Source organism: Vibrio sp. TH_r3 (assembly GCF_033101115.1).
GTDB lineage: Bacteria > Pseudomonadota > Gammaproteobacteria > Enterobacterales > Vibrionaceae > Vibrio.
In genome coordinates this window covers 39,774-63,949 of the sequence record NZ_JAWMPW010000013.1, presented here as the reverse complement: position 1 = coordinate 63,949, position 24,176 = coordinate 39,774, and the positions used below count along the sequence as shown (strand labels likewise).

The window sequence follows — 24,176 nt, the reverse complement described above, 5'->3', positions numbered from 1 at the left end:
TTTCCTCGTCAATTGATGCCCAATAGCCAATTAGACATTAGTAATACAATAATTTTTTATTATATTACTACGCTTTACAGTACGCAATTTTCTTCTGTAAACGAAACAACAAGTAGATCCTCAATTCATAACGTATAGTATAAATCCCACTTAGCTTCCTACCCTCATAGAGCGAAGTTTTACGGCAAAAACGCTAAATCATTCATATGAATATTTATCAGAATTTAATGACCTGTAAAATATAATTCTCTAAAACGTTCGCGTAACGTTCTGTCTCCGTATGCAGGCGCGATCATATCTTTTGCGCTACGGTTAAGAAAGACTCAACCGCACCACCAAAGCGCTCAGGAACCCGAGCGGCAATAAATAAAATGGCTTTTCTCAACACATCTGATAAATATATCACTTTAATCGTTCGCTTTTGAACATCAAAAGCAAGCGATGCAATCTGATCTATCGATAAGACTTCTGGTCCACCGACACTAATTTCGCGCTCATTTTTATCAATCACTAGTATACATAAATTGGCCAAACCTCGACCATGAATAGGGTTTAATCAAGTATTTCCACTACCACATACATAAGCTCTGCCAGGTTTCGCCATTTTATAATAGACTTCTAAGTCAGAAAAAATCCGTTTGGTCTAATAACACAAGGCGGTAATGGTTCTGTTTGGAGTACCTTGTCAGCAAACTTTTCTTTGACATTAAGTAGACGTACATTTCTATTCTCAGGAACGTTAAATGCGGATATACCTCTGTAACCAAACTCTGCTCATCATCAAGACCAGTTTGTCTAAGCTTTTTAGCTTTTTCGCCGTAAACCCTCGCCTGATGATGGCGGTGAGTAGTCACAGGAATGTCTTCGCTGCTTTAATCCTATTTCAACGAGGTGATTTTCCTATTGGAGGATAAGGAATAGACAGAAATCATCGAGATCAGTGTAAATCGATTCTAAATTAGACATGTCCAAGTTCTTGCGATTTGTGGTTATCATCAAACGATCAGAATTCCGACTTGAGCAATTAGTTCAAATTTTATCCGCAGTTCAGGTTATTTACATTTTGAGTCACTTAATTTTCAACTTTTTGCGTATTGATAGGCAAACAATCCAATCTATTTATACCTGATATTTTATCGTACTTTCAACCCCATGTAGGAGGAGAAGAACCTCTGTTTTTATTCTTTATCGACAACTCGTGGATCTATAGCTCTACACTATTATTTTCGATTTATAAATAACTGTTATCGTTGCCACTAATACTCAAGGATTAATTTTGTTCTTAATCATTAGTTTTTCAAATTTGATACTATCAAATCTCCGCTTAGCTAACTCAGTATAAATAATATCTACAACGAACATCTGAGACACACGAGTACCAATAGAGTCACCTTGGTATAACTCCCCTTGGCTACAATTATCAAACGTAAGATCACATAAACGGCTAAGCTCTGATTGTCGATTGTTGGTGATTGCTATGCAAAAAGCTCCATTTTCTTTTGCCGTGTTAGCAGTATCAATAATTTCACTTTTTGTGCCTGTATGAGATACAGCAATCAGAACGTCTTGAGTGTTAGTATATTGAATCTTATAAGTCATGGCATGTTTTTCGTAAAATCCCGTAGCGTCAACACCAATGCGAGAAAATTTATACTGTGCTTCTTGAGCTGTTAGACCAGATCCACCCATACCTATAAAGAAAACACGATTAGCATTATCTATACGACTAACGCAACGCTCTAAATCCTCTAAACATAGTTGTTTCTTTGTATCTTCAATTGACTGATTGATAATTGAAGATATTTTATCCACTGTGTCAGCGAGTGTGTCTTCTATAAAAATATCAGCGCTTATAGCTTGGGGTTTATTCACTGGGGAATGAATTAACTCTTGATTTAAGCGCTCCTTCATTTCTAAATAACCAGTAAATCCATACTTTTGTGAAAAACGAATAATTGATGCATCACTTACACCAACCAATTTAGAAAATTCACGCGCTGAAGAGCTGATTACTGAGGTTGGATCACGAAGAAACTGGTCCATGATCTTTAACTCAGACTTTGTCATATTGCCACGAGCTGATTTAAGCTGTTGAGTAATAGAAGGTAAACTCACAGTAGTACCATTATTCATTGGTTGCAATTTGCTAAACAATGTATAGATTACAAATAGTGAGTTCAAGCCTTATCTATGAAACAGTCGTCAATAGCCTATAATATGTGTTGAATTGATTATCAGCTTCAAGCCTTATCATGCCTCGTTTTTCGGGCAGACTCTCTTCTTCTCCACTAGAAGTAATCCCTTGCCATGGTTCCAAACAAATAAAATTTTCACCTTTCAGCTTCCAAAGCGCGAAAAAAGGAGAGTCATCAATTTCGATAACACGCATCCCAAACGTTTGATCTTCAAGCACAATACTCTGAGCTGGCAAATCTGTAAAGTAAAGAGGGCCGTTAGAAAAGTCCCATTGTTCAAGTACTATTTTCTTATCAAGAATTGAGATATTTGCCTGTTCAGTGAGTGACGTAAACCCTTTATTTCCTATAAAAGGTTGCGATACAAATTCAAATTTCACCACAGCATTACGTCCAATTTCAAGTCCTGGATGTGAGCCAATTGAAAACCACATCGCTTCTCTTCCTGAATTTGATATTTTATAAGACACCTCTAACCCTCTTGGTTGGAGCGAGAATGTCACCTCGAGTACAAAGTCAAATGGATACTGCTCCCGTGTTTCATTACTGGAGCAAAGCTGTAAAGTCACTTTTTCCTCAGTACGCTCTGTAATATGAAATAACTTATTACGAGCAAAACCATGCCGATTGAGTGCATAACGCTTTCCATTATATCGATACATACCATCAACTAAATTACCCACAATTGGAAATAAAATAGGCGCAGAATTCGGCCACGACTCTCCTTTCCACATCCAATTTTGATTGTTGTCCAAACAATAGAAAGAGACTAGTTCCGCGCCTTTAATTTTTATCTGCGCACTATAACCATGAGCGACTATGGACACAGACTCTGGCATTCCAACGTGGTGACTCCTCATTAATAATACCTCATCGCCATGTTGAGTTGATAAGTCGCTCGTTTCAATTGCTCCCCTACATACAACGACCTTGCTATATTGAATACATCTTGAGGATTAACTGCTCGGCCAAGGTTTTTAATCTGATCATTTACTTCTTTCAACATAGCAGTTCGATCATCGCTAATATTAACAACGACCTCCAATCCTTCAGCAACACTATGGTGGGAAAGATTTGCATTTCGAAACAAGCTAGATTGATACTTATTAAAAGAAATATAATCCTCAGTGATATTAGTCAAATTTACCGACTCTAATGCATACCTTGAATATAACTCCGAAGGTGCTTCATTTTTTTCCAACTCGATATTGATAGCATGCGACATTTCCAGTGCTTTGTCATGATCACATATTGGATTTTTTTGCTTTGGATCCGACGTTAGATCAAATAGTTTGTCACCGAATCGGAATGCATTGGTGTAATTAATAGAGCTGGGAATTTTTAGCACTTTAGCACCGAGTGTGAATTTAAAGCCATCGCAGAGCTCTGCTAAAGCAAGGTTCTCTACAGTAAAACGGCTATCAATATGAGTGGGCATTAAAGTATACTCGTTTTGAGTGTTTTTACGTTCTCTAGGTGCACGCATATAGATATATTTGCCATCAGTAATATTAATATGTGCTCCAAAATAACCGAATAAAGCATAATCCCGCACATTTGAGCCAGTCAATAGACTTTGAGAAATGGAACGCCCCTCCATCTCATTGGGAATTTCTAGCTTAAAATAATCAAGTAAGGTTGCTGGAATATCAATAGTCTGAGCTAATGCGTTACTCTCTATACCTTGTTTCGAATAACGAGGATCCCATAAAAAAAACGGTGTGTTTGCAATTTCATTGTAAACGGGCATGATGTTTTTACCCCACCACTCATGCTCTCCAAGCAAGAAGCCGTGATCTGTACAAACCATGAGCATAGTACTCTCCCATAAATTATGCTCATCAAAACTATCAAGTACTTTGCCCAGATACTCGTCACACATAGTGATCAATGCTTGGTAAAATTTTCTAATGAGGACTTGTTTTTCTGGTGTGTCTGTATGTGCGTTATAATACATCCACCCGTCAAAATCGGATTGGCAACAACCATACATATTCAAGTACTTATCCGGTACAAAAAAAGGTTCATGCGGATCAAAGCACTCAAGTTGCAAGAACCAATCGTCTTGCTCATGGTTCGTATCAAGAAATGCTAATCCTTTTTCTATTGTTCGAGTTAATGTATGTTCTGCTTCAGACTTCATATAAGTACGGTTAATAGCATCTTGAGTCATCCGCTTGACACGACGCGCAATGATGGCTTGCTCTTCTTTACCATCATAATTGACATTTGGTTTCTCAACGTGCCCTTTCCAACTATCTCCTTCTTGACCCCGGATAAACTCAAACGTGGTGTACCGAGGGTGATAAGTTGCACCTCCATCCCTCCAATAATGTTTATGATCCGTCACTAAGTGAGTGTGGATAGCATTTTTTGATAAATGCTCCGGCATGGAGAAATCAAACGGCTCTAAAGGCCCCCAACTTCGATGTAAAAAATTATATCTTCCAGTATGTATTTCTCTTCTTGCTGGCATACAAGGCATGCTACCAACATAAAAATTGTTAAACTTAACACTGTGCTGAGCTAAACGCTCAAAATTGGGTGTAATAGCATCTCCACCATAAGTAGAAATGTGGTGTTTTGTTAATGTATCAAACATTAGAACAACGGCTTTCATATAATCTCCGTCAAATGAAAGTTAAATTATCAGGGGGAATATCCCCCTGAATATGCCAAATTGAGATTAGGCACTCTGCATATATTCGTTTAATTGATTTTTTATAACCGAAACGTGAGGGCCAAAAACGACTTGAATACCTTGACCATTTGCTATGGCAGCAATAGCTCCGCAGCGCTTAAAATCGTCTTTTTGTACAAGTGATGGATCAACAACGTTAACTCTTAGCCTAGTTGCACAGCAATCAAGGTCTAAAATATTCTCTTTGCCTCCAAATGCCTGAAGAATAGCTTCTAATTTTTCATCACCTTCAACGATTGTCCGTACGTCATTTTCCATTTGATCATCTTCACGTCCTGGTGTTTTTAGATTTTTCCAAGTAATTAGGAACCTGAATGTAAAGTAGTAGTAACAAAACATGAATGCACCAATAGGGAACAGCATCAGATAGTTCGTTTTAGCGTTACCTTGTAAAACACCAAATAAAATGAAATCAATAACACCACCAGAGAAAGTTTGACCGACTGTCACCTCAAACATATGACAAAGCATAAATGCAAGCCCAACGCCGATAACATGGAAAACATAAAGAAGGGGGGCTGAAAACAAGAAAATAAACTCTAGAGGCTCTGTAATACCTGTTACAAATGCGGTCAATGCACCCGATACAAGGATACCCATGATTTTGACTCGATTTTCTGGTTTAGCACAGTGATAAAGAGCTAAAGCAGCGCCTGGTAATCCAAACATAAAGTCTGCAAAGCGACCTGACATGAACCGAGATACACCTTCAAAATATTTTACAGTGTTAGGATCACTCAATTGGGCAAAAAAGATTTTCTGAGTTCCTTGCACTAATTCCCCATTGATAACCATTTCGCCACCAACGCTAGTGAACCAAAAGGGCATATAAAAAATGTGATGCAAACCTAATGGCAGTAATGTTTTTAGAGTCACACCAAAGAAAAAGCTACCGGCATAACCTGTCGATTCCACTAAAATACCTAAACTGGAAATTCCTGATTGAAAATATGGCCAGAAAAAATAAAGGAAGACACCGAGAAAAATGGAAACAAATGAAGTAACAATAGGAACAAAACGTGAACCACTAAAAAATGCCAATAGAGAATGAAGCTCAATTTTGTGATAACGGCCGTGGAGAACTGCGGTAAGTAAACCTGACAATATTCCGCCCAACACACCAGTTTGTAGGGTTTGTATACCCAACACCATTGCCTGTCCTACCCCTTTAAGGTTTTCAGTTGCCAAGTCTCCATTTATCATTAGCATCGCTTTTATTGTGATGTTCATGATTAAGAAAGAAAGTACTGCAGCTAATCCAGCAGTACCTCTATCACTTTTGGCTAGACCAACAGCCACACCTACTGCGAATAACAAAGCTAAGTTCGCAAATACAGCCTCTCCTGCGCTTCGTAATAAAATAAACATTGCCTGTAAAAAAGGAATATCAAGCACAGGATATGTTTGAATTGTCATAGGATTGGAAAACACACCTCCAATTCCCAATAGTAAGCCAGCGGCTGGCAAGACAGCAATAGGCAGCATAAATGCTTTGCCTAAATTTTGTGCCTTGGAGAAAAGCTCTTTTTTCATGATGTATCACCTTATATTGCTTATTAATAGAGTAATATAGTAATTATAAATGTAGCAATTGCTACATTTATAATTACTATATTTGACGTAGGTAGCAAAACTAGCCTTAAAAGAACAATTATAACATTAAGCAATAGCATGGATATAATAAAAATGTACTGTTATAATGAGTATAAATAAAAACCCTAAAAACCCTACTAAAGTAGCGCACGCTACTTTAGTAGGGTTCATTGAATTTATTACATAAATAATAAAAGTATTGTAGGAATGAACAACATGGATAAAATAACTGGATGCCACGTGATGGTAAAGCCAACGGGTTCGGTCTGCAATATTGATTGTTCCTATTGTTTTTACTTAGAAAAAGAAGCCCTTTACCCTGATAGAAATAATAATTGGAGAATGTCAGATGAAACCCTCGAGACATACATAATCCAGCATATTGCAGCACAATCAGGCGAGCATGTGGATTTTTCTTGGCAAGGAGGCGAACCAACATTAATGGGGATCTCTTTTTTCAAAAAAGCCGTAGCGCTTTGTAAACAGTACGCAAATGGAAAGATCATTCATCACAGCTTACAAACTAACGGCATACTTTTAAATGACGAATGGGGGGCATTTTTAGCTAAGCATAATTTTCTTATTGGTTTGTCAATAGATGGCCCACAACACTTACATGATAAGTATCGCAAAACTCGCTCTGGCAAAGGCACGTACTCACAAGTGATGGGTGCAATTAATATTCTAAAAAAATACAACATCGAATTTAATACTCTAACTGTTGTAGGACAACACAATGCACAATATGCCAAAGAGGTTTATCAGTTTTTGATATCCATTGGTTCAAGGCATATGCAATTTATTCCTTTAGTCGAACGTATATCTAACGCACCAGAACCTCCATCATTAAAGTTAGTAATGCCTGGTGAAAGCATGGCCACTTTAGCCCCATGGTCAGTACCATCTTGGCAGTTTGGAGAGTTTTTAAATCAAATATTCGATGTATGGGTTAGACGAGATATAGGCCAAATATCAGTTCAGATGTTTGATATCGCTCTCAATGTATGGTGTGGTCAACCTGCAGGCTTATGTGTTTTATCTCCCACTTGTGGGCATGCATTTGCACTAGAATCAAATGGAGATCTTTATAATTGCGATCACTTTGTTTACCCGGAACATAAACTGGGTAATATCCATATTAAGACGATTACTGAAATGAATAACAGCAACGCAGCCATTGCCTTCGGTCTAAGTAAAGCAGAATCATTGACAACAGATTGTCGTAATTGCGAATACCTAGCCGCCTGTTACGGAGGATGCCCAAAGCATCGGTTTGCTATCTCGCCTTCAGGAGAGATAGGACATAACTATTTGTGTAAGGGGTACAAACATTTTTTCAAACACGTTGATCCTTATTTGCAAAAAATGCAAAAATTACTCGTAGCTGGGTATCCTGCATCTACATTAATGCAGCATTTAATAATCGATACACCTTTGCAGACAGGAAAAAAAGGGCGAAATGAGCCTTGCCCATGTAATAGTGGGAAAAAATTTAAAAAATGTTGTGGTAAATAATATGTAAGCGCTCACCTGCCCCACCCGTTGTATCGGATATCAACGGAGCAAACGCGTTGATTGGGATCTAAATGCCGCTCTTAATATCCGTGCCAAAGGTATTCTGGAATTAAAAGCGGCTGGACAGTCGTTTCTGCTTATGGAAGCGGCGTAAGACTCGATACTATCGAGCATTGGCTAACGAAATAAGAAGCATCGCCTGATAAGGCGGTGAGAAGTCACTTCCCGTCAGGCTAGTCAAAGCCCTTCTTAACAGGAAATAAAAATGATAGAGCAACAAGACATTCAATCATTGCAAAGAATAATAGAATTTCTGGTGAAACAGCGGACAGCGGCGGTTTTTAGTTGAGTATGATGTCGTAACAGGAAAACGAAATTGTATAGCCAGGTAGTGATATGTCGGATCTTATGCCATGGAACGTGAAAATCAATGAGGCGGGCTAGAGCTTCACTACTTAACTAACCGCTTACCAACTGTCGACCAACCAGTATCTTTCATTTGTTTTATTGAACGTAGATTATTAGCTAACATATCTAATAAAGTGTGTTTTGGTAATCCTGTTACTTCTAAAGCTTCATTAAATTCATCGATTGTAAGGTGATTAAAAAATTTTAATTTAGACTTCTTAGAATCAAAAAATAAAGACACTGAATCTACATTTTTTCCAATAAGCTTCGCTATATTTTCATACATATTTTGCAATTCAAAAACACTGTGATATTGCGTAATCGTAAATTCTTGTCCGATACCATGAATATAAAATTTCAAGTAATAGCTACTTCTAGAGTTTTTAAATTGGATAGAGTTTTCAATTTCTTTAACATGATTCGGTAGGACTACTCTATGTTTAACTGGTTTATCATTAAATAACTCTGCAAGAGCATTTTTTTGAATTGGTTGGTTATTACTATTTGGATTAAACACTGCACCAGAGTCTTCTATGATATGTTTAGTATCACCTACGATATATACTTTAGAAAAAAAATTTCCTTTACTTCGAGTGTTGTTGTAATGAGGTATTTCAAACACAATCACAAAGCCTAATAAATCCAATCTAACTTGAATTGACCCATTATTTAAATTGAAGAAATTCAAATTTTGTTGATTATTTTTAAGTTTAAGTTCACCTATTAAGTCCTTAACTAAAACCTTAAATTCATTTTCGTCTGCATTACTCCAAACGTAGCGTACAAGCTCTATCAAAGTAAGTTCTGGATTTTTAAAAACAAGATTTTTAAACTTTTGATTAAAATCATTATTTTTAGAAAAATATAGCAATCTTAATTTTAGATATACTCTATTTAATAATGGGGATATAATGCTCGCTTTTTCACCGATAACAAAATGTTTTTTATATTTTGTCATATATGAAACAATTTCACTGTCCCATTTTACTGAAACCGCCATATATGGATGCTGACTTTCATCTATACTTCCTTGCTTTGCACTTATTCCTTTAACATAAGTTAAAAAACTAAAGTGCTCAGTAGTTACAGCATCTATATGCCCCAAAAAATCATTATTTTTAAAAGAATAAATAGTATGTAATATTCTATCTATTGATTCACTAATTTCAACTCTTGCATCTTGTCCATACTTACCTAATTTTAAAATATCGATCATTCTTATCATAAAGCGAACACTGGACTGAGAATGTTCTGAATAATGATTAATATCAGATAAAATTTGGAAATGACTTAACGTAAATAAATGTTCTAATACTTTTAAATCAAAGTCATTTATCAATCCGATTGGACTTCTTGCTTTATTAGTATACGCTTCGCCATTATCAGTATACTCAATACTTGTTAACTCATTTTTAATGGTATTTCCAGGACTTGTTAAGTTAGAAAAGCGATTAGTATAAGGAAGAGCAGCCCTTGTTGAGGGTAAATCTCCATCTTCTATAATAGGATGTGGGATATGATTATTAAACGACTCTACACGCAAATTTTTTCCGCTAGGCGATTTTTTAGATATTAGTTCGTTTTCTTTTTGTTTTGTATCTTCTAAATCTTTTATGAAATAAATCAGTTTAGCTCTTGGAGTTGCTTCTGTTCTTTCTATAGCTCTACAGCTTTCTGTTGATTCTAATCTACTAAGGTATGTAAAAGTAGCTGCGACGGAACTTCTTCCAAGATCGCAAATAGAAATAACGTCATTAACTGAGATGTAAGTATATTTTTCAGTCTTATTTAACATTATTATTGTGTTATAAACTGTAATTTTAGATTTACTTTTTTCAGTTTCTAATAGTGACTGCAACGCTGATAGTGCTAAAGAGTCTACTAAAATACATGTGCTATTAATCATTTACATTTTCAATATAACCATACCTTAGCGTACTTTAACATTTTTTTTGTAAATGGCAATTTAGATCCACAATTGCTTTTTCATTATATTTATGAAGAAAACACTTTTTTGTTTATGTTTTGTTGATCTATGATCTAAATGATATGGTTTTTAATCTCTTAGAAATCACAAGGTAACTATTTGTATTTTAAGTTTATTTTGTATTTGCTTTTACGATCCACGTTTTAATTCCGGTAAGCATGATCAAGTTAGTCATGGAAGAATGATCATCAATGTATACGATCCACGTGTTAATTACCTACGATCCACTACTGAGATCATTTTTTTATCAACAGGTTAATAAATTGAAAATTGTGATCTATCACACACCTTATGTTTATGATTCTTAGGAATTATATGACTAACTATGAGTCTTGTTCTGATTTGTCATTTTAATATATATAATTACTTAGTTAATGTTTTCAGTAGCTACGATCCATGATTTAGATATTGGATCGTACTCGTATGGTTATCCTTCTCTGATAAATTTGGTGTTTAAACACTTCTACGATCCACGACTTAGATATTGGATAATCCTAGGATGATTGTGCTCTCCTGCTCAAAAGCAATGGTAAGTTACTTTTACGATCCACGACTTAGATATTGGATAATCCTAGGATGATTGTGCTCTCCTGCTTAAAAGCAATGGTAAGTTACTTTTACGATCCACGACTTAGATATTGGATAATCCTAGGATGATTGTGCTCTCCTGCTCAAAAGCAATGGTAAGTTACTTTTACGATCCACAACTTAGATATTGGATAATACTAGGATGGTTGTGCTCTCCTGCTTAAAAGCAATGGTAAGTTACTTTTACGATCCACAACTTAGATATTGGATAATCCTAGGATGATTATACTCCCCTACTTAAAGTAATGGTAAGTTACTTTTACGATCCATAATAGAACTTTTCACGATTGTTAAATGACGTGAATTTAATCTAATATATTGTTTTATAATAGTTTAATTTCATTCGTGTATAAAGTTGAAGAAGAAATAAAAAATTGTCCGAAAGCACTTTATTAGATTTGTAGTGAAATTTCGTTGGTTAAAGAACAGTGATTATATTTCGTTTACTCTGCTTATTAGTGAGTATTAATTAAGGCAACATCGATAGTTTTTAGGGTAATAAGAGTCGAAATAAGTCGAATTCCAATTTAAGACATAGAGTGGTTTTTTATGTTCGTTGTTCTTCAAGGTTAATTTTTTACAGAGACTACCTATTGTTACAGCGTTTTTAAGGCTTAATTTGGTTCACTGAGATTATTTATTCTTAGAGCGTTATTAAGATTGAATTTGGTTCTCTGAGGCAATCTATTACTTCAGCGCTTTTCAGGCAGAATTTAGTTCACTGAGGCAACCGATTACTTGAGCGCTTTTTAGGTAGAATTTAGTTCACTGAGGCAACCGATTACTTGAGCGCTTTTTAGGTAGAATTTAGTTCACTGAGGCAACCGATTACTTGAGCGCTTTTTAGGTAGAATTTAGTTCACTGAGATGATCGATTATTTGAGCGCTTTTCAGGTAGAATTTAGTTATTAACTGGGGTGATCGATTATTTGAGCGCTTTTCAGGTAGAATTTAGTTATTAATAGGATGAACGGTTGTTTGAGCGCTTTTCAGGTAGAATTTAGTTATTAATAGGATGAACGGTTGTTTGAGCGCTTTTCAGGTAGAATTTAGTTATTAACTGGGGTGAGCGATTGTTTGAGCGCTTTTCAGATAGAATTTAGTTCACTGGGATGACCGATTATTTGAGCGCTTTTCAGATAGAATTTAGTTCACTGGGATGACCGATTATTTGAGCGCTTTTCAGGTAGAATTTAGTTATTAACTGGGATGAAAGGTTGTTTGAGCGCTTTTCAGACTTAATTTAGTAAATGAGATCTATTTATCATTTTAGTTTCAGCGTTTTTCACACTTAATTTACTTAATTATTGGTTAGTTTATTTACTAATAAAACAAGGGGGGTGTTTCCAAGTGTAGTAGACGAGCAGTTCAGAACGTACCTATTAAATTAATTTGAACCAATTTATAGGATTTAATCCTTATAATGGTTTAATTGTTGTTGATGAGACTATTTTTTTGTGTAAACTCTAAGTATTATTATATTTGGAGATAAAAATATGACCATGAGCGAAAACATCCGCAATATCGGATTGAAGATGCAAAAAGAGCAACTAACACTTCAAGAAACTTTGTTAGAAGAACATTCGATTCGTGTATCAGATGAAGAGCTCGTGGATGGTGTTGATCGTCTTATCTATAATCATTGTTTAAATAAGACTCAGCTAAGAAGCCTTCTTGGTGGAGCAAAAGCTACATTTAATAAAAAATTAGAGCAAGCTATAGAAGATGGTGTTATCTCTGAACCTATTTATCAAAATAGAGCACACCTTTTTACTAATTCACAAGTTCATGCACTTATGAATTATTGGGGAATAGAAAAATATAGTGAAAATCATGACTCCAAGGTTATAGAAGTTCAAAATCATAAAGGAGGCACTGGTAAAACAAGCACAGCGGTTGTCCTCGCTAATGCTACCGCTTTAGATTTACAATTGAATGCTAATGTTTTATTGGTTGATTTGGATCCCCAAGGCTCTGCTGGTACAGGGGTTATTCGTACTGGAGAAAATGATGTATATCTGACCATGTGTGATTTATTATTGAATGAGTATGAGCCAGACGGAGAGGTTTCACAGTTTCTAGATGCTGGTAATTCTTTTGAAGATATTGTAAAAAATACAGCATTTTCGACGCATCTAGATAATTTATCTGTAATTACCGCATTCCCTACTGACGATAGGTTCACAGATTTATATTGGTCATTGGATGAAGGCAAACAAACGGAGTTGTTAACTAAGTTAAAAAATACAATTATTCCATTGTTAAAAGAACAATATGACTTTATTTATTTTGATCTTCCTCCACAAGACAGCCCTATTACTTGGTCTGCTACTGAAGCGGCTGATTGTATACTTGTACCGATAACTCCTCGTTATTATGATTATGCATCTACAACAAACTTCATGATCTCTTTAGCAAAACGCCTAGAATCTTTGCCATCCAAAGGTAATAACATCGAATGGTTAAAAATGGTTGCGGTTAACTATAGTAAAAATAGTAAGCCCGAATACAAAACGATTCAAAAATTATTAAGAACAGTCCGCTCGGATTTCTTTATTGCACAGATAGCACATAGTGACGCATTCACAGCTACAGCGGAAATTGGTAGAACAATTTTTGATGTACTGAAATCTGAAGAAATTTGTACCAGTCATCAATTGGATTTGGCCCAAAGCTCAGTTACTGCATTTTATGAATTATTTAAAAACGAAATTATCACTATAGCGGCTAAGTAAGGTAAAAATAATGAAGGCACCTATACGTAATTCAAATAAAGCTGATTACCTAAAAAATAGTTCTAATTCAGGACTAGGAAATTTAAAAGCTCCTCACAAACAAGATTCACTTACTAAGATTTTTCCTTTTTCAGATGGAGTTGAATTAAAAGCTCATTATGAAGTGATTTCAGCCGAGGATGTAGAATCTAAAACAATAGCGCACCCTTTAAATATAAGAAATCAAGCTGCCCTATCCCTTCATGCTGTTAGAGATATTTATCCATCAATAAAGAAAGAAGGGATAAAAGTTGATGGTATCGCTATTCGTGATAATGAATCGAACCGTCTACTTCTAATTGACTCTAGTAGACGTAGATTTTGTGCGATTGAAGCAAAAAAACCTTTACCATTATGGGTTTTTGATGATGAGTTGACGATCGCCCAAATCATGTCACTGATGAGAACATCTCAGGATGTGAAAAAGTGGTCATGGAGAGAAGAAGGAAAGACATTTATACTCGTCAGAGATACCAAACATATTAATAATATTAATGATTTAGCAAAAGAACTCGGAATCGGTAGAGAGACGGTTAGAAAAAAAGTTCAAGCAGCTGAAATCGATGGGTGTTTAATTGACGTATTTGTTGATAGCGAAGGTATTCCGAGTTCATTTTACGCCAGTCTTGCTAAGCTTGAACGCACATTACTTAAAGCAAACCAGAATGTTCCTATGTTTGTTGAAAATGCTATGAAGTCTTTTAATTGTAGTTCTGAAAACGTAGATGAAATTCAACGTGCGACATTAGACCATTTATTAGGTTGTTATAACTCATTGATTAATGTTTCTAAAAATGAGTGGAAACAAAAACAACTTGCCAGCTTCAATGATAAGAAAAAGTATGCTCGCCTTCAAATCAGCCCAGACGGAGTAACAATGAAAATTGAACTGTCTAGATTAGGTAAAACCTTTAATCATGAAGTTGAAGAATTTATTAGATCTAAACTTGAAACTTTGTCTAAATAATTCATGAATGGAATATGATTTTTACTCTCATATATACTAAAACAAGGGGGTTGTTTCCAAAAAGCGCCCTTCTTTTCTCTTCAAAATAATACTTATTTTCGTGAAGTAGAAGATCATTCTACTAGCCATAAGATTACATTGACCAATGAATAGAAGCTGGAACTTCAAATCAAATACAACACAATTCGCGATGAACGAGTTCAAACCTGAAAATGGTCGCTATCAAAACAAACTCTGTTACTTAAATCATGTGCCTTATCGTTCACTTGACTGAAAATAACTATTGTTATACCTATCAAATTGTCGCCTACGTTAAATATTTGTTTTACATCGACTATACGATTTTGGGAATGAATAGTGGCTTCATCACAACTAACACAAGGATGTTTCAAATAAGTTTGATGAGGAAAAGCAATAAGTTTGATAGAGATTTACGACTCTCTCAAGGCCAGCTGTGCCACAAGTGAATCGATCGTTTTTATCGACGCTGTTCATCCAACACTTTCAACCAAACTCTCCTATGGTCAGATATTTATTGGGCGGGATTAATTGAATCACCAGACTATCATAGCCGACTGAATAATGAATATCATCGGCATATTTAACCAATTAGGCATAGGGATGTCGTTTAATTGCGATTACGAAAGCAATAACAGTGAAAATATTGTTCGCTTCTTCTGCAACCCAAGAGAGAGCTTTCGATTATCGCATAAGTTCTATATTATCTTGGCTCCCAGCTAATAGAGCAATACTCTCTGTTTTAGATATTGGATTCTATTGAAAAGTAAATTAGTGGAAATGATATTATTTATTGAATACATGCCTCTTTATTTAACATCTTGTTGTGTAAAGGAAATATTAACGCCTACTTCGCATGCCGAAATTGTTGCCGTTTAATTAAAACTTTTAAAACAAGGGGGTTGTTTCCAAAAATATACCTATGATGATAATGCGGCGCGTTAAGTTCGAAAATGGTATTGTAAATTGCTGTGAAAATTAATTTTACATAGCTTTCGCCATTGAGGTTGTTAACTATTTGTCAAAGTGAGGTTATTTACCCACTTTAATTTCATATAGCGATGGAAACACAATAAGAATTTAACAACTTCTTCAGAGACTAGAAGAAAATAGACATATGTGAAGTTCAACTCAGCAATAATCGCTCCGTATGCGGTGATTGGAATTCCTACTATCCACATAGCAATGAAGTCCATTTTTAGACAAAAATTGCTATCACCACCGGCTCGAAGGACCCCGTTAATTATTATAAGGTTAAGCATTCTTAGCCATATGACAGTACAAAGAATTGATATTGCAGGCAGTGCAAGTGGATAGAATTCAGCATTGTCTAAGTTTAACCATACCACTAGCCATTGTCTTGAAATAAAGAGTCCTACTCCCAAAAAAACCCCAATACAAAAAACTAGTTTTATGAATAACCGTGACATCCTTATAGCATCTAAGAAATCTTCCCTACCAAGGCTTTGTCCAGTTAATACTGAGCAAGCAACAGCAATACCGAAAAATACGGAGTAACACAAAGATTCAAACGGACCTAGCATACTAAATACAGCTAGCTCCGTTGTTCCCATCTGACCAAAAATCATTTGATAGGTTAGAGTTCCTATTGCCCAGACAAGAGCGTTTGTTGTTGTTGGGACAGCTAATTTATTAAACGAGAGTCTAATTTTTTCTCGATCTGAGATAACTTTGCTGGTCATCAACCAATGTTGATTTATCTGAATGTAACTCAACATAATAACAACCTGAACAAAACGTGAGATGGTCGTTGCTAATGCTGCGCCAGCAACTCCCATTGGCTCAACGCCAAGTCCACCTTTAATTAACCAAAAATTTAAAGATATGTTTAGCACAACAGTAATAGCAGCCATAAAAAATGGAGTCATCGCGTCATTAGTTGAGCGCATACTCGATTCAATAACAATAATGATGTGAGTTAGAATCAAAACAGGGAAGCTATACCACAAATAATCAGATCCAAGAGATATGACGGTTTCATCTGAAGTTTGTAATAGCATAATTAAAGGAGAAAGGATGGTAATAATGACGGTAACGGGTATTAGAATCCATATCCCTATACGGATAGTTTGTAAAGTTACTGTTTTTGCCGTGGTGCTGTCCTTTTTCCCCCAATATTGAGATACAAGGGTACCATTTGCTGTACTAAGGCCTGCCATTATCATTATTGCTACAAAGTGCCATTTTGATGCAATTCCCACAGCAGCGGTAGCTTCTTTTCCAAAGTCACTAACCATTAAAACGTCTGCGAGGGCAAGAATTGCAACTAATGAACTTTGTATTGCTACAGGCAATGCAAGTTTTACTAGCCTCGAGCTCATGTGACGTAAAGTGATTTTAGGTTGTACTTGTAAAGTCATAATTGCTCCTGTAATTTTAGATTTAATATATTCTTAGTTGCTTATGTTTAACATGTTAGAAAAAAACAAAAAGCTGTTCGAATCCGTCGTCGATGAAATAAAGCCATCGACAGAATGGAAAGACCACACATATTTGGCTCAAGGGTGTAAGGAGCGATTTCTCACTCAATCTGATTTACCTGAATTACAAGATCAACAGATTTTTATGGCTGGGTTATCAGAATTAAAAGATGGGTATGAAGTAGAACGTTTAGGCGCTGATGTCCATACGTTATTATTTACACTTGATGGGGAAGGACAGTTAATCACCAGAGAGTCCATAGTTTCGATATTGCCTAATTCATTGACTATTTTGCCTGCGGGGCTCCCGTTCCGGTTTGGGTTACCTGAAAATAAGACTCCTAATGAATGGAAAATGATTTGGATGCTTATGTCAAAAGATTCTCCATGGGACTATTTGGCTCAGTTCAGTCAAAGTGTTGTACCATTTCATGAATGTGAGTTGCTTTGGTCTATGTTAGTTTTACTACATAATGAGATAGGAGGGAGAGCAACATATCGAAAGTTATTAATTAGTGAAATTTCTCGACTTTTAACAGGCGTAGAAGCTAAAACATCCACTTCTATCATCCGAGTTCAAGTTTTGTTTAACCAGATTGAGTCTCAACTGCATATGCTTTGGTCGGTTAAAGATATGGCTGCTAAATGTTTTATCAGTGAAGAGCAATTAAATCGGTTGACTAAATCTTTGTATGGTTGTTCACCGAGAGCTAGACTAATTTCATTGCGCATGGAAAAGGCTGTAGACCTATTACATCATAAGGATTGGTCGATAAGTATGATTTCTCAAAGACTTGGTTATAACGATCCTTACAATTTTACTCATCGGTTTAAAGCTTATCATGGATGTTCTCCACGAGAATACAGGAAGACATATATTCACCTTTAAGTTTCTCTCATTTGCAATAGTTTAGGTGCGGTAAAAAGTGTTGTTACAACGGTGACTTATATATTTGTCAGTAGAAAAAAGTTAATTCATTATATTAAAAATCGTAAATCATTCATAAACGAATCATATGGTAAATTCAAATAATCTCTTTTGTTTATAAAATTAAATTATGATTTATATAAAAAATCATAATTTAATGTATTGGTATTCAGTTGTTATTGTCTATCTCGTAATTATCAAACTTAAGGCGAGTTAAAAATGACAACAAGAAGTGTATACCCAAGAACATTTTCTCATATCGGTCTTTCTGTACCAGATGTGGAGAGAGCGGTTAAATTTTACTCTGAAGTGCTCGGTTGGTATGTAATCATGGAACCGACAGATATAGTAGAAGACGATTCCGACATAGGGGAAATGTGCACGGATGCTTTAGGTAAAGGGTGGGGGGCGTTGCGAATAGCTCATATGTCAACAGGAGATAGAATTGGAATAGAACTTTTTCAATTTGAAAAACAAGAAAGCCGTGAAAACAACTTTGAATATTGGAAAACAGGCGTTTTCCACTTTTGTGTTCAAGACCCAGATGTAGAAGGTTTGGTTGAGAGAATTGTGGCAGCAGGTGGTAAGAAGCGTATGGAAAAACCTCGTTATTACTATCCAGGAGAAAAACCTTACCGCATGATTTTTGTTGAAGACCCATTTGGAAATGTAATCGAAATTTATAGTCATAGCTATGAGTTGCATTATGCTAGTGGTGCTTATAATCAATAAAATTGATTGGTTATTATCAACGAGAATTAGAATAGTTTTATATCCCTATAAGAACTAATACTTATTATTAAAACAACAAATTTAACATGGCGTTGCTCTCACTGGCCTGCAACGTCAAATTTTTGAGAGACTAATTATGAAAGCGATAACTTATCAAGCCACCACCGATAAATTTCTAGAGCTAGATTTGCCTGTGCCTAAAGTCAAAAATGAATTCGATGTGTTAATTAAAGTACATAGCGTTGGACTTAACCCAGTTGATGCAAAAGTTAATCATTGGTTCAGCGATGTAGATAATGTTGATGATATATTTATTGGTGGTTTGGACGTTGCTGGAGAAGTAGTTTCAATCGGTACTGCTGTTAAGCATTGGAAGGTCGGAGATAAAGTTCTTTATCATGGTGATATGTTTAGAAGTTCAGGAGGATTTGCCGAATATGCTATACAAGATAGTCGTGTAATGATTCCTCATCCAAATGTACCCTCTGAACTTGCTGCTGCTGTGCCTTGCGCTGGTTGGACTGCATATCGAGCGTTAGTTGATAAACTTTGTATTGAGAAACATAATAGTATTGTTATTTTGGGTGGCTCTGGGGGGGTTGGAAGCTTTGCGATACAAATAGCTAAATACTTCGGTGTAAAAACAATAATCACTACTTGTTCATCAAAGAATCACGAGTATGTAATCAAGTTAGGAGCAACGCATGCCATTGATTATAAAGATTCAAATATCCTTGAGAAAATAATGCAAATTACTGACCAAGAAGGTGTAGATGTTGCTCTCGATTGTGTGGGAAAAGACTATGATACTTTAGCAGCTTCGACTCTTCGATATGAAGGACAGATGGTTGAATTAGTTAAAACGGTATCACCGAAGGATTATCTCAATTCTTTTTCAAAAGGATTGAGTTTTCATCAATTAAGCTTAGGTTCGGGGCATCGGTATGGTAATTACGGGAAGCAAACTTTAGTCAAAGCAGGTATAGCTGTTTCAAAGTTGTTGGAGCAAGGGGAGTTGAGAGTATCTAAATTAAAAATAGTCGACTTTCATAACATAAATGAGGAGCTTATTAGCATACGTTCTGAACGTACCGTAGGAAAAGTTGTTGCTAAACTTATATAGTAACTTTAATCATGGATAAGTAAATGAAAGTTATTTGAATGAATGGTGCTGGCATAATTCGATACAAAGTACGAGTGGTGTCAGATTCGATAATGTTGATTCTTGTGCTAGGGCTTTGCTAAATTGATGTTGTTCCTGCTCAGCTGGCTCTAGCTTGGTTACATCGTACATTTAATTATATTGCCACCTAACTTATCTTATTCGATATCCGACCTATCAATTCACTTTCATCGACAATAATGTCTATAGCTTTGTAATTTTCCGTATAAAATAATTTTCCCATGTGACATTAAATCGTAACGTTATTATTAATAATATCTCTGACTTTAAACAGAGTAGGGGATGTGGTTTATCGTAGTTATAGGCTATTTTTTAGTGATTTTTTGCTTTTAAATTGATCTCTTTCACAATCTGTTATGATTTTTTTTGATTTGCATTGCTAGTTAAAAATCGTAACGTTAAGATTTGGCAAGATGACAAAGAGGAGTTAGCTTTGAACAGTGAAACGATAAGCTAATGCAAACAGAGTCAATGGCAATTTTTGGAGCTTTTATGTTTAATTTTTCATTGAGACAACAACAAAGGTTGATTGTATTTGCGTTTCTCGCGATACCATTGACTCTACTTTTCACTTTTTCTTATTACCCTGCGAGTCAATTATTTTATATGAGTGTAACAGACTGGGATGGTTATGCGCCGGTTAAAAACTTCGTTGGTTTAGATAACTATACCTATTTATGGGAAGAGCCAGAGCAAATGAATCCACTGCTTGTCACTCTTTATTATTTTGTTGGCGCGATCATTCAGTTGACTATATCACTATGGTTTGCCGTGCTTGTTAATACAAAGCTTGCAGGTCGAAATTTATTTAAAACACTTCTATTTATTCCTTTTGTATTGAATGCTGTTGCTGCATCAATGGTGTTTCAGATTTTTTATCAAGTCGATGGTGCACTTGATAGTTTTTTAATATTAATCGGGCTGGAAGAGTGGATTAAACCGTGGCTTATGGATCGAGACGTTGTTAATTGGGCTCTCGTCGCTGCATCTATATGGCGCTATTTAGGGTTTAACTTAATTTTGTTTTTCGGTGTATTGCAGTCTATTCCACAAGATCAATATGAAGCTGCGCGAATCGAAGGTGCTTCAGAGTGGCAACAATTTCGATTTATCACTTTGCCTTCCATAAAACTAGTTATTGGTCTTCAAGCTTTGCTTGCTTTTGTTGGATCCCTTTCTGTTTTTGAAATCCCTATGATTATTACCAAAGGGGCGAATGGAACTAAGACATTCGTCATGGCTACCCTTGAAACAGCATTCGATTTTAATGATTTTGGTTTGGCTTCTGCGATGGCAATACTGTTGTTGATGATAGTCGTGTTATTTATGATTTTACAAAAAGTGTTGTTTAAAGAGGATCACTAAGATGACTAATAACAAAACAGCAAAAAATATTTCTCTCTCTTTTGAAGAGCAGGAGTTAATAAAAAAAGTCGAAGCTTCAAAAAAAACAATAAGAAAAGAAAGGTTTAAAAAGAACTTAACAAATCCTCACTGGGTATTTTGGACGTCGTTTAAGTATATGACATTGATAGTGGCTTCAATTGCTGTATTGGTGCCGCCGTATTCAGTGCTTATGGCATCGTTTAAAACACTAGAGGAGTACTACGCAACCAGTAAAGTTGGTCTTCCCGAAAGTTTTGCTAATATGGCCAACTACGTGAAAGTGTTTACTGATGGTGATTTAGGGCTTGCTTTGATGAATACAGGTACCATCCTAATTATTTCACTAATCTTTACCATTATTTTTGGTACACAAGTGGCGTATGTCTTATCTCGATTTGAATTTAGAGGTAAAAAATTAGTCATGTTGGCTTATGTGATCGCTATGGTTATTCCTGCTGTAACGACACAAGTTGCAACATTTGAAGTGATTAAAACACTTGGTTTGATTAACAATAAAGCATCGGTTGTGCTTCTTTATATCGGAGCTGATGTGGTAATGATTTATGTTTTTCTTCAATTTATGAAAGGGATACCTGTTGAGTTAGATGAAGCAGCAAAAATCGAAGGCGCTTCGTATTTTCTGATTTATCGTAAGATTATTTTACCGCTTCTTAAACCTGCGATAGCAACAATCGTTATTCTTAGGACTATTTTTATATACAACGATTTTTATTTCCCACTCCTGTATCTTCCAGAGGCATCACAAGTGACAGTTTCGACAGCGTTGTATAAATTCACATCGGTATTTGGTACTGAATGGACAACGATTTCTGCTGGTATCGTCATTATACTTATTCCTTCAATTGTAATATTTCTAGTGCTTCAGAAACAAATTTATGCAGGTGTTACTAACGGCGCAGTTAAAGGTTAAACATGAACTCTAATTCACCCTTAATCATTGCTTGTATTTGGATGTCACGCTTAGCTTATATGAATATATGCTGGTTTATATTAACCATGATTGGCGGTGTTATTTTTGGATTTTTGCCTGCATCGGTGGTGGTGTGTGTGATGTTACGAAGGTATCTAAATGGAGCGGCAAGAGTTCGTCCAAGTGAAATTGTAATGTCTTTCAAAAGTGAGTTTTTCCATACGAATATTTGTGGGTGGATTATTTTACTACCGACGATTTCATTAGGTTGGTATAGCAACTATACCATCATGAACATGGACGGTGTTTGGGCTTTGTTAGGAATAGCAATTGCTCCTTTAGTCGGTTTTGGTGTGATTTTATTAATAGCTGCAATTTTTCAAATGAGCTTTTATTGCACTGATATAAAGGGAAGCATCCAAAATGCACTAACACTTATCGTTGATAGTAAATGGGTCATGATAACCGTGATTTTACTGCTTATTGTGACGCTAGTAGTGGGGTATGTTCTGCCCATAATTACCGTATTTTATTTAGTTACTCCCGCCTTTTTTTATGGAATATCCATGCTGTGGCGAGAGAAAGAAGAATTATTAACTTAGGGGTTGTAGTTATATGGAACTGCATGAATTTAAAAAACAGTTATGTACTGAAGTATCAGATAATATTTTTGATTTTTGGTTGAATTACGCGGATCGAGATAATGGTGGTTTTTACTGTTATTCAGATTTTGAAGGTATGATTGATCAAGATTTTGATAAATCAGTCTTGTTACATTCACGAATATTATGGGGATTTTCTAACGCATATAGGATCTTAGGCCAAGATAAATACCTCAATGCGGCCAAGCACTGCTTCCAATTTATGATGGATAAAGCCATAGACAAAGAATTCGGTGGTGTGTTTTGGATGCTGGATAAAAATGGTAACGTTTCGGATTCACAAAAGCATATATATAATCAGGGTTTTGCAATATATGCATTCAGTGAATACTTTTTGGCTTCTGGCGATGAATTGGCTCTTGAAGAAAGTAAAAAAATATTCAGTCTAATTGAAGAACATTCATATGACGAGTTGAATGGCGGCTATATAGAGGCATTTGATCGTGAATGGAAAGAAATTGATAATCATTTAGTTTGTGATACTGCAGAAGGTGTACTAGCAGAAAAGTCAATGAATACGCATCTCCATATAATGGAGGCTTACACTACGTTACATAAAGCATGGAAAAACTCATATGTCGAAGAAAAAATACAACATTTATTACAATTAATCTGTAATAAAGTCGTGGACGAAAGACTTCATTATGGACTTTTCTTTACTCGTGACTGGCAGTGTGTGTCAACCGATATATCTTATGGTCATGATATTGAAGGTACTTGGTTGATGGATGAAGCTGCAGCTGAGCTAAGTGATCGTGAATTTGCAAATAATGTATTTCGTCTTACCACAGAAATGGCGCAAACAACCTTAAAGGAAGGCGTAGATGTGGATGGCGCTGTATTCAATGAATTGAGAGAAGGCCATTTACTGGATACTGATAGAATTTGGTGGGTTCAGGCAGAAGCCATGGTTGGTTTTTTTAATGCTTACCAAAAAGAACCGAAACCAGAATTTATTCAAGCGACGCTCCATTGTTGGAACATAATTCAATCACAATTGTTGGACCGTGAAAATGGCGAATGGTTTTGGAAGACTAAACGTAATGGCCAACCATACTTTAATGAACCAAAAGTAGAACCATGGAAGTGTCCATACCATAACGGAAGAGCTTGTTTAGAGCTTTATTCACGATTAGACCTATTAGAACCAGTAAATTCCCTGTAACG

At 35.7% G+C, this 24,176-nt stretch carries 17 protein-coding genes; 10 read left to right on the top strand and 7 right to left on the bottom strand.

What is annotated here, in order from left to right; genetic code table 11:
- Positions 1 to 292 precede the first annotated feature (292 nt).
- From R3X26_RS12040 to R3X26_RS12020, 5 genes are all read right to left on the bottom strand, one after another.
- Positions 293 to 511, bottom strand: a complete 219-nt coding sequence (locus R3X26_RS12040; RefSeq protein WP_317717569.1) for a hypothetical protein — start codon at positions 509 to 511, stop codon at positions 293 to 295.
- 752 nt (positions 512 to 1,263) lie between these two features.
- Entirely contained in the window at positions 1,264 to 2,133 is an 870-nt protein-coding gene (locus R3X26_RS12035; protein ID WP_317717568.1) for a MurR/RpiR family transcriptional regulator, read from the bottom strand.
- A 55-nt stretch (positions 2,134 to 2,188) separates the two neighbouring features.
- Positions 2,189 to 3,034: a hypothetical protein gene (locus tag R3X26_RS12030; RefSeq protein ID WP_317717567.1), complete on the bottom strand. Its 846-nt coding sequence runs from the start codon at positions 3,032 to 3,034 to the stop codon at positions 2,189 to 2,191.
- A 20-nt stretch (positions 3,035 to 3,054) separates the two neighbouring features.
- Positions 3,055 to 4,815 (bottom strand): sulfatase, encoded by a 1,761-nt coding sequence (locus R3X26_RS12025; RefSeq protein ID WP_317717566.1) that lies wholly within the window; start codon positions 4,813 to 4,815, stop codon positions 3,055 to 3,057.
- Between the two features lie 66 nt (positions 4,816 to 4,881).
- On the bottom strand, positions 4,882 to 6,429 hold the full coding sequence (locus R3X26_RS12020) for a PTS transporter subunit EIIC (protein ID WP_317717565.1): 1,548 nt from the start codon (positions 6,427 to 6,429) through the stop codon (positions 4,882 to 4,884).
- Between the two features lie 276 nt (positions 6,430 to 6,705).
- Here R3X26_RS12020 and R3X26_RS12015 point away from each other — a divergent pair, with 276 nt between their 5' ends.
- Positions 6,706 to 8,004, top strand: coding sequence for an anaerobic sulfatase maturase (locus tag R3X26_RS12015; RefSeq protein WP_317717564.1), 1,299 nt, complete (start codon positions 6,706 to 6,708; stop codon positions 8,002 to 8,004).
- 451 nt (positions 8,005 to 8,455) lie between these two features.
- On the opposite strand, the gene R3X26_RS12010 is transcribed toward R3X26_RS12015, so the two are convergent.
- On the bottom strand, positions 8,456 to 10,318 hold the full coding sequence (locus R3X26_RS12010; protein WP_317717563.1) for a hypothetical protein: 1,863 nt from the start codon (positions 10,316 to 10,318) through the stop codon (positions 8,456 to 8,458).
- A gap of 2,165 nt (positions 10,319 to 12,483) precedes the next feature.
- Between R3X26_RS12010 and R3X26_RS12005 the strand changes: the two genes are divergently transcribed.
- Together R3X26_RS12005 and R3X26_RS12000 are read left to right on the top strand one after the other, a co-directional pair.
- On the top strand, positions 12,484 to 13,722 hold the full coding sequence (locus R3X26_RS12005; RefSeq protein WP_317717562.1) for a ParA family protein: 1,239 nt from the start codon (positions 12,484 to 12,486) through the stop codon (positions 13,720 to 13,722).
- Positions 13,723 to 13,732: 10 nt separating this feature from the next.
- Positions 13,733 to 14,728, top strand: coding sequence for a ParB family protein (locus R3X26_RS12000; RefSeq protein ID WP_317717561.1), 996 nt, complete (start codon positions 13,733 to 13,735; stop codon positions 14,726 to 14,728).
- A gap of 1,028 nt (positions 14,729 to 15,756) precedes the next feature.
- On the opposite strand, the gene R3X26_RS11995 is transcribed toward R3X26_RS12000, so the two are convergent.
- Positions 15,757 to 17,127, bottom strand: coding sequence for an MATE family efflux transporter (locus tag R3X26_RS11995; RefSeq protein WP_317717560.1), 1,371 nt, complete (start codon positions 17,125 to 17,127; stop codon positions 15,757 to 15,759).
- Between the two features lie 52 nt (positions 17,128 to 17,179).
- On the opposite strand from R3X26_RS11995, the gene R3X26_RS11990 reads away from it, so the two are divergent.
- The 7 genes from R3X26_RS11990 to R3X26_RS11960 all read left to right on the top strand — a co-directional run bounded on the left by R3X26_RS11990 (position 17,180) and on the right by R3X26_RS11960 (position 24,174).
- A complete protein-coding gene (locus R3X26_RS11990) occupies positions 17,180 to 18,076 on the top strand; it encodes an AraC family transcriptional regulator (RefSeq protein WP_317717559.1) in 897 nt (298 codons plus the stop codon).
- Between the two features lie 258 nt (positions 18,077 to 18,334).
- Positions 18,335 to 18,847, top strand: coding sequence for a lactoylglutathione lyase family protein (locus tag R3X26_RS11985; RefSeq protein ID WP_317717558.1), 513 nt, complete (start codon positions 18,335 to 18,337; stop codon positions 18,845 to 18,847).
- Positions 18,848 to 18,983: 136 nt separating this feature from the next.
- The gene (locus tag R3X26_RS11980; protein WP_317717557.1) at positions 18,984 to 19,970 is read left to right on the top strand and encodes a zinc-binding dehydrogenase; all 987 of its coding nucleotides are present in this window, start codon (positions 18,984 to 18,986) and stop codon (positions 19,968 to 19,970) included.
- 552 nt (positions 19,971 to 20,522) lie between these two features.
- Positions 20,523 to 21,395, top strand: a complete 873-nt coding sequence (locus R3X26_RS11975) for a sugar ABC transporter permease (protein ID WP_317717556.1) — start codon at positions 20,523 to 20,525, stop codon at positions 21,393 to 21,395.
- A 1-nt stretch (position 21,396) separates the two neighbouring features.
- Positions 21,397 to 22,347 (top strand): carbohydrate ABC transporter permease, encoded by a 951-nt coding sequence (locus R3X26_RS11970; RefSeq protein ID WP_317717555.1) that lies wholly within the window; start codon positions 21,397 to 21,399, stop codon positions 22,345 to 22,347.
- A 2-nt stretch (positions 22,348 to 22,349) separates the two neighbouring features.
- Positions 22,350 to 22,949, top strand: coding sequence for a DUF624 domain-containing protein (locus R3X26_RS11965; RefSeq protein WP_317717554.1), 600 nt, complete (start codon positions 22,350 to 22,352; stop codon positions 22,947 to 22,949).
- 13 nt (positions 22,950 to 22,962) lie between these two features.
- Entirely contained in the window at positions 22,963 to 24,174 is a 1,212-nt protein-coding gene (locus R3X26_RS11960; RefSeq protein ID WP_317717553.1) for an AGE family epimerase/isomerase, read from the top strand.
- Positions 24,175 to 24,176 lie beyond the last annotated feature (2 nt).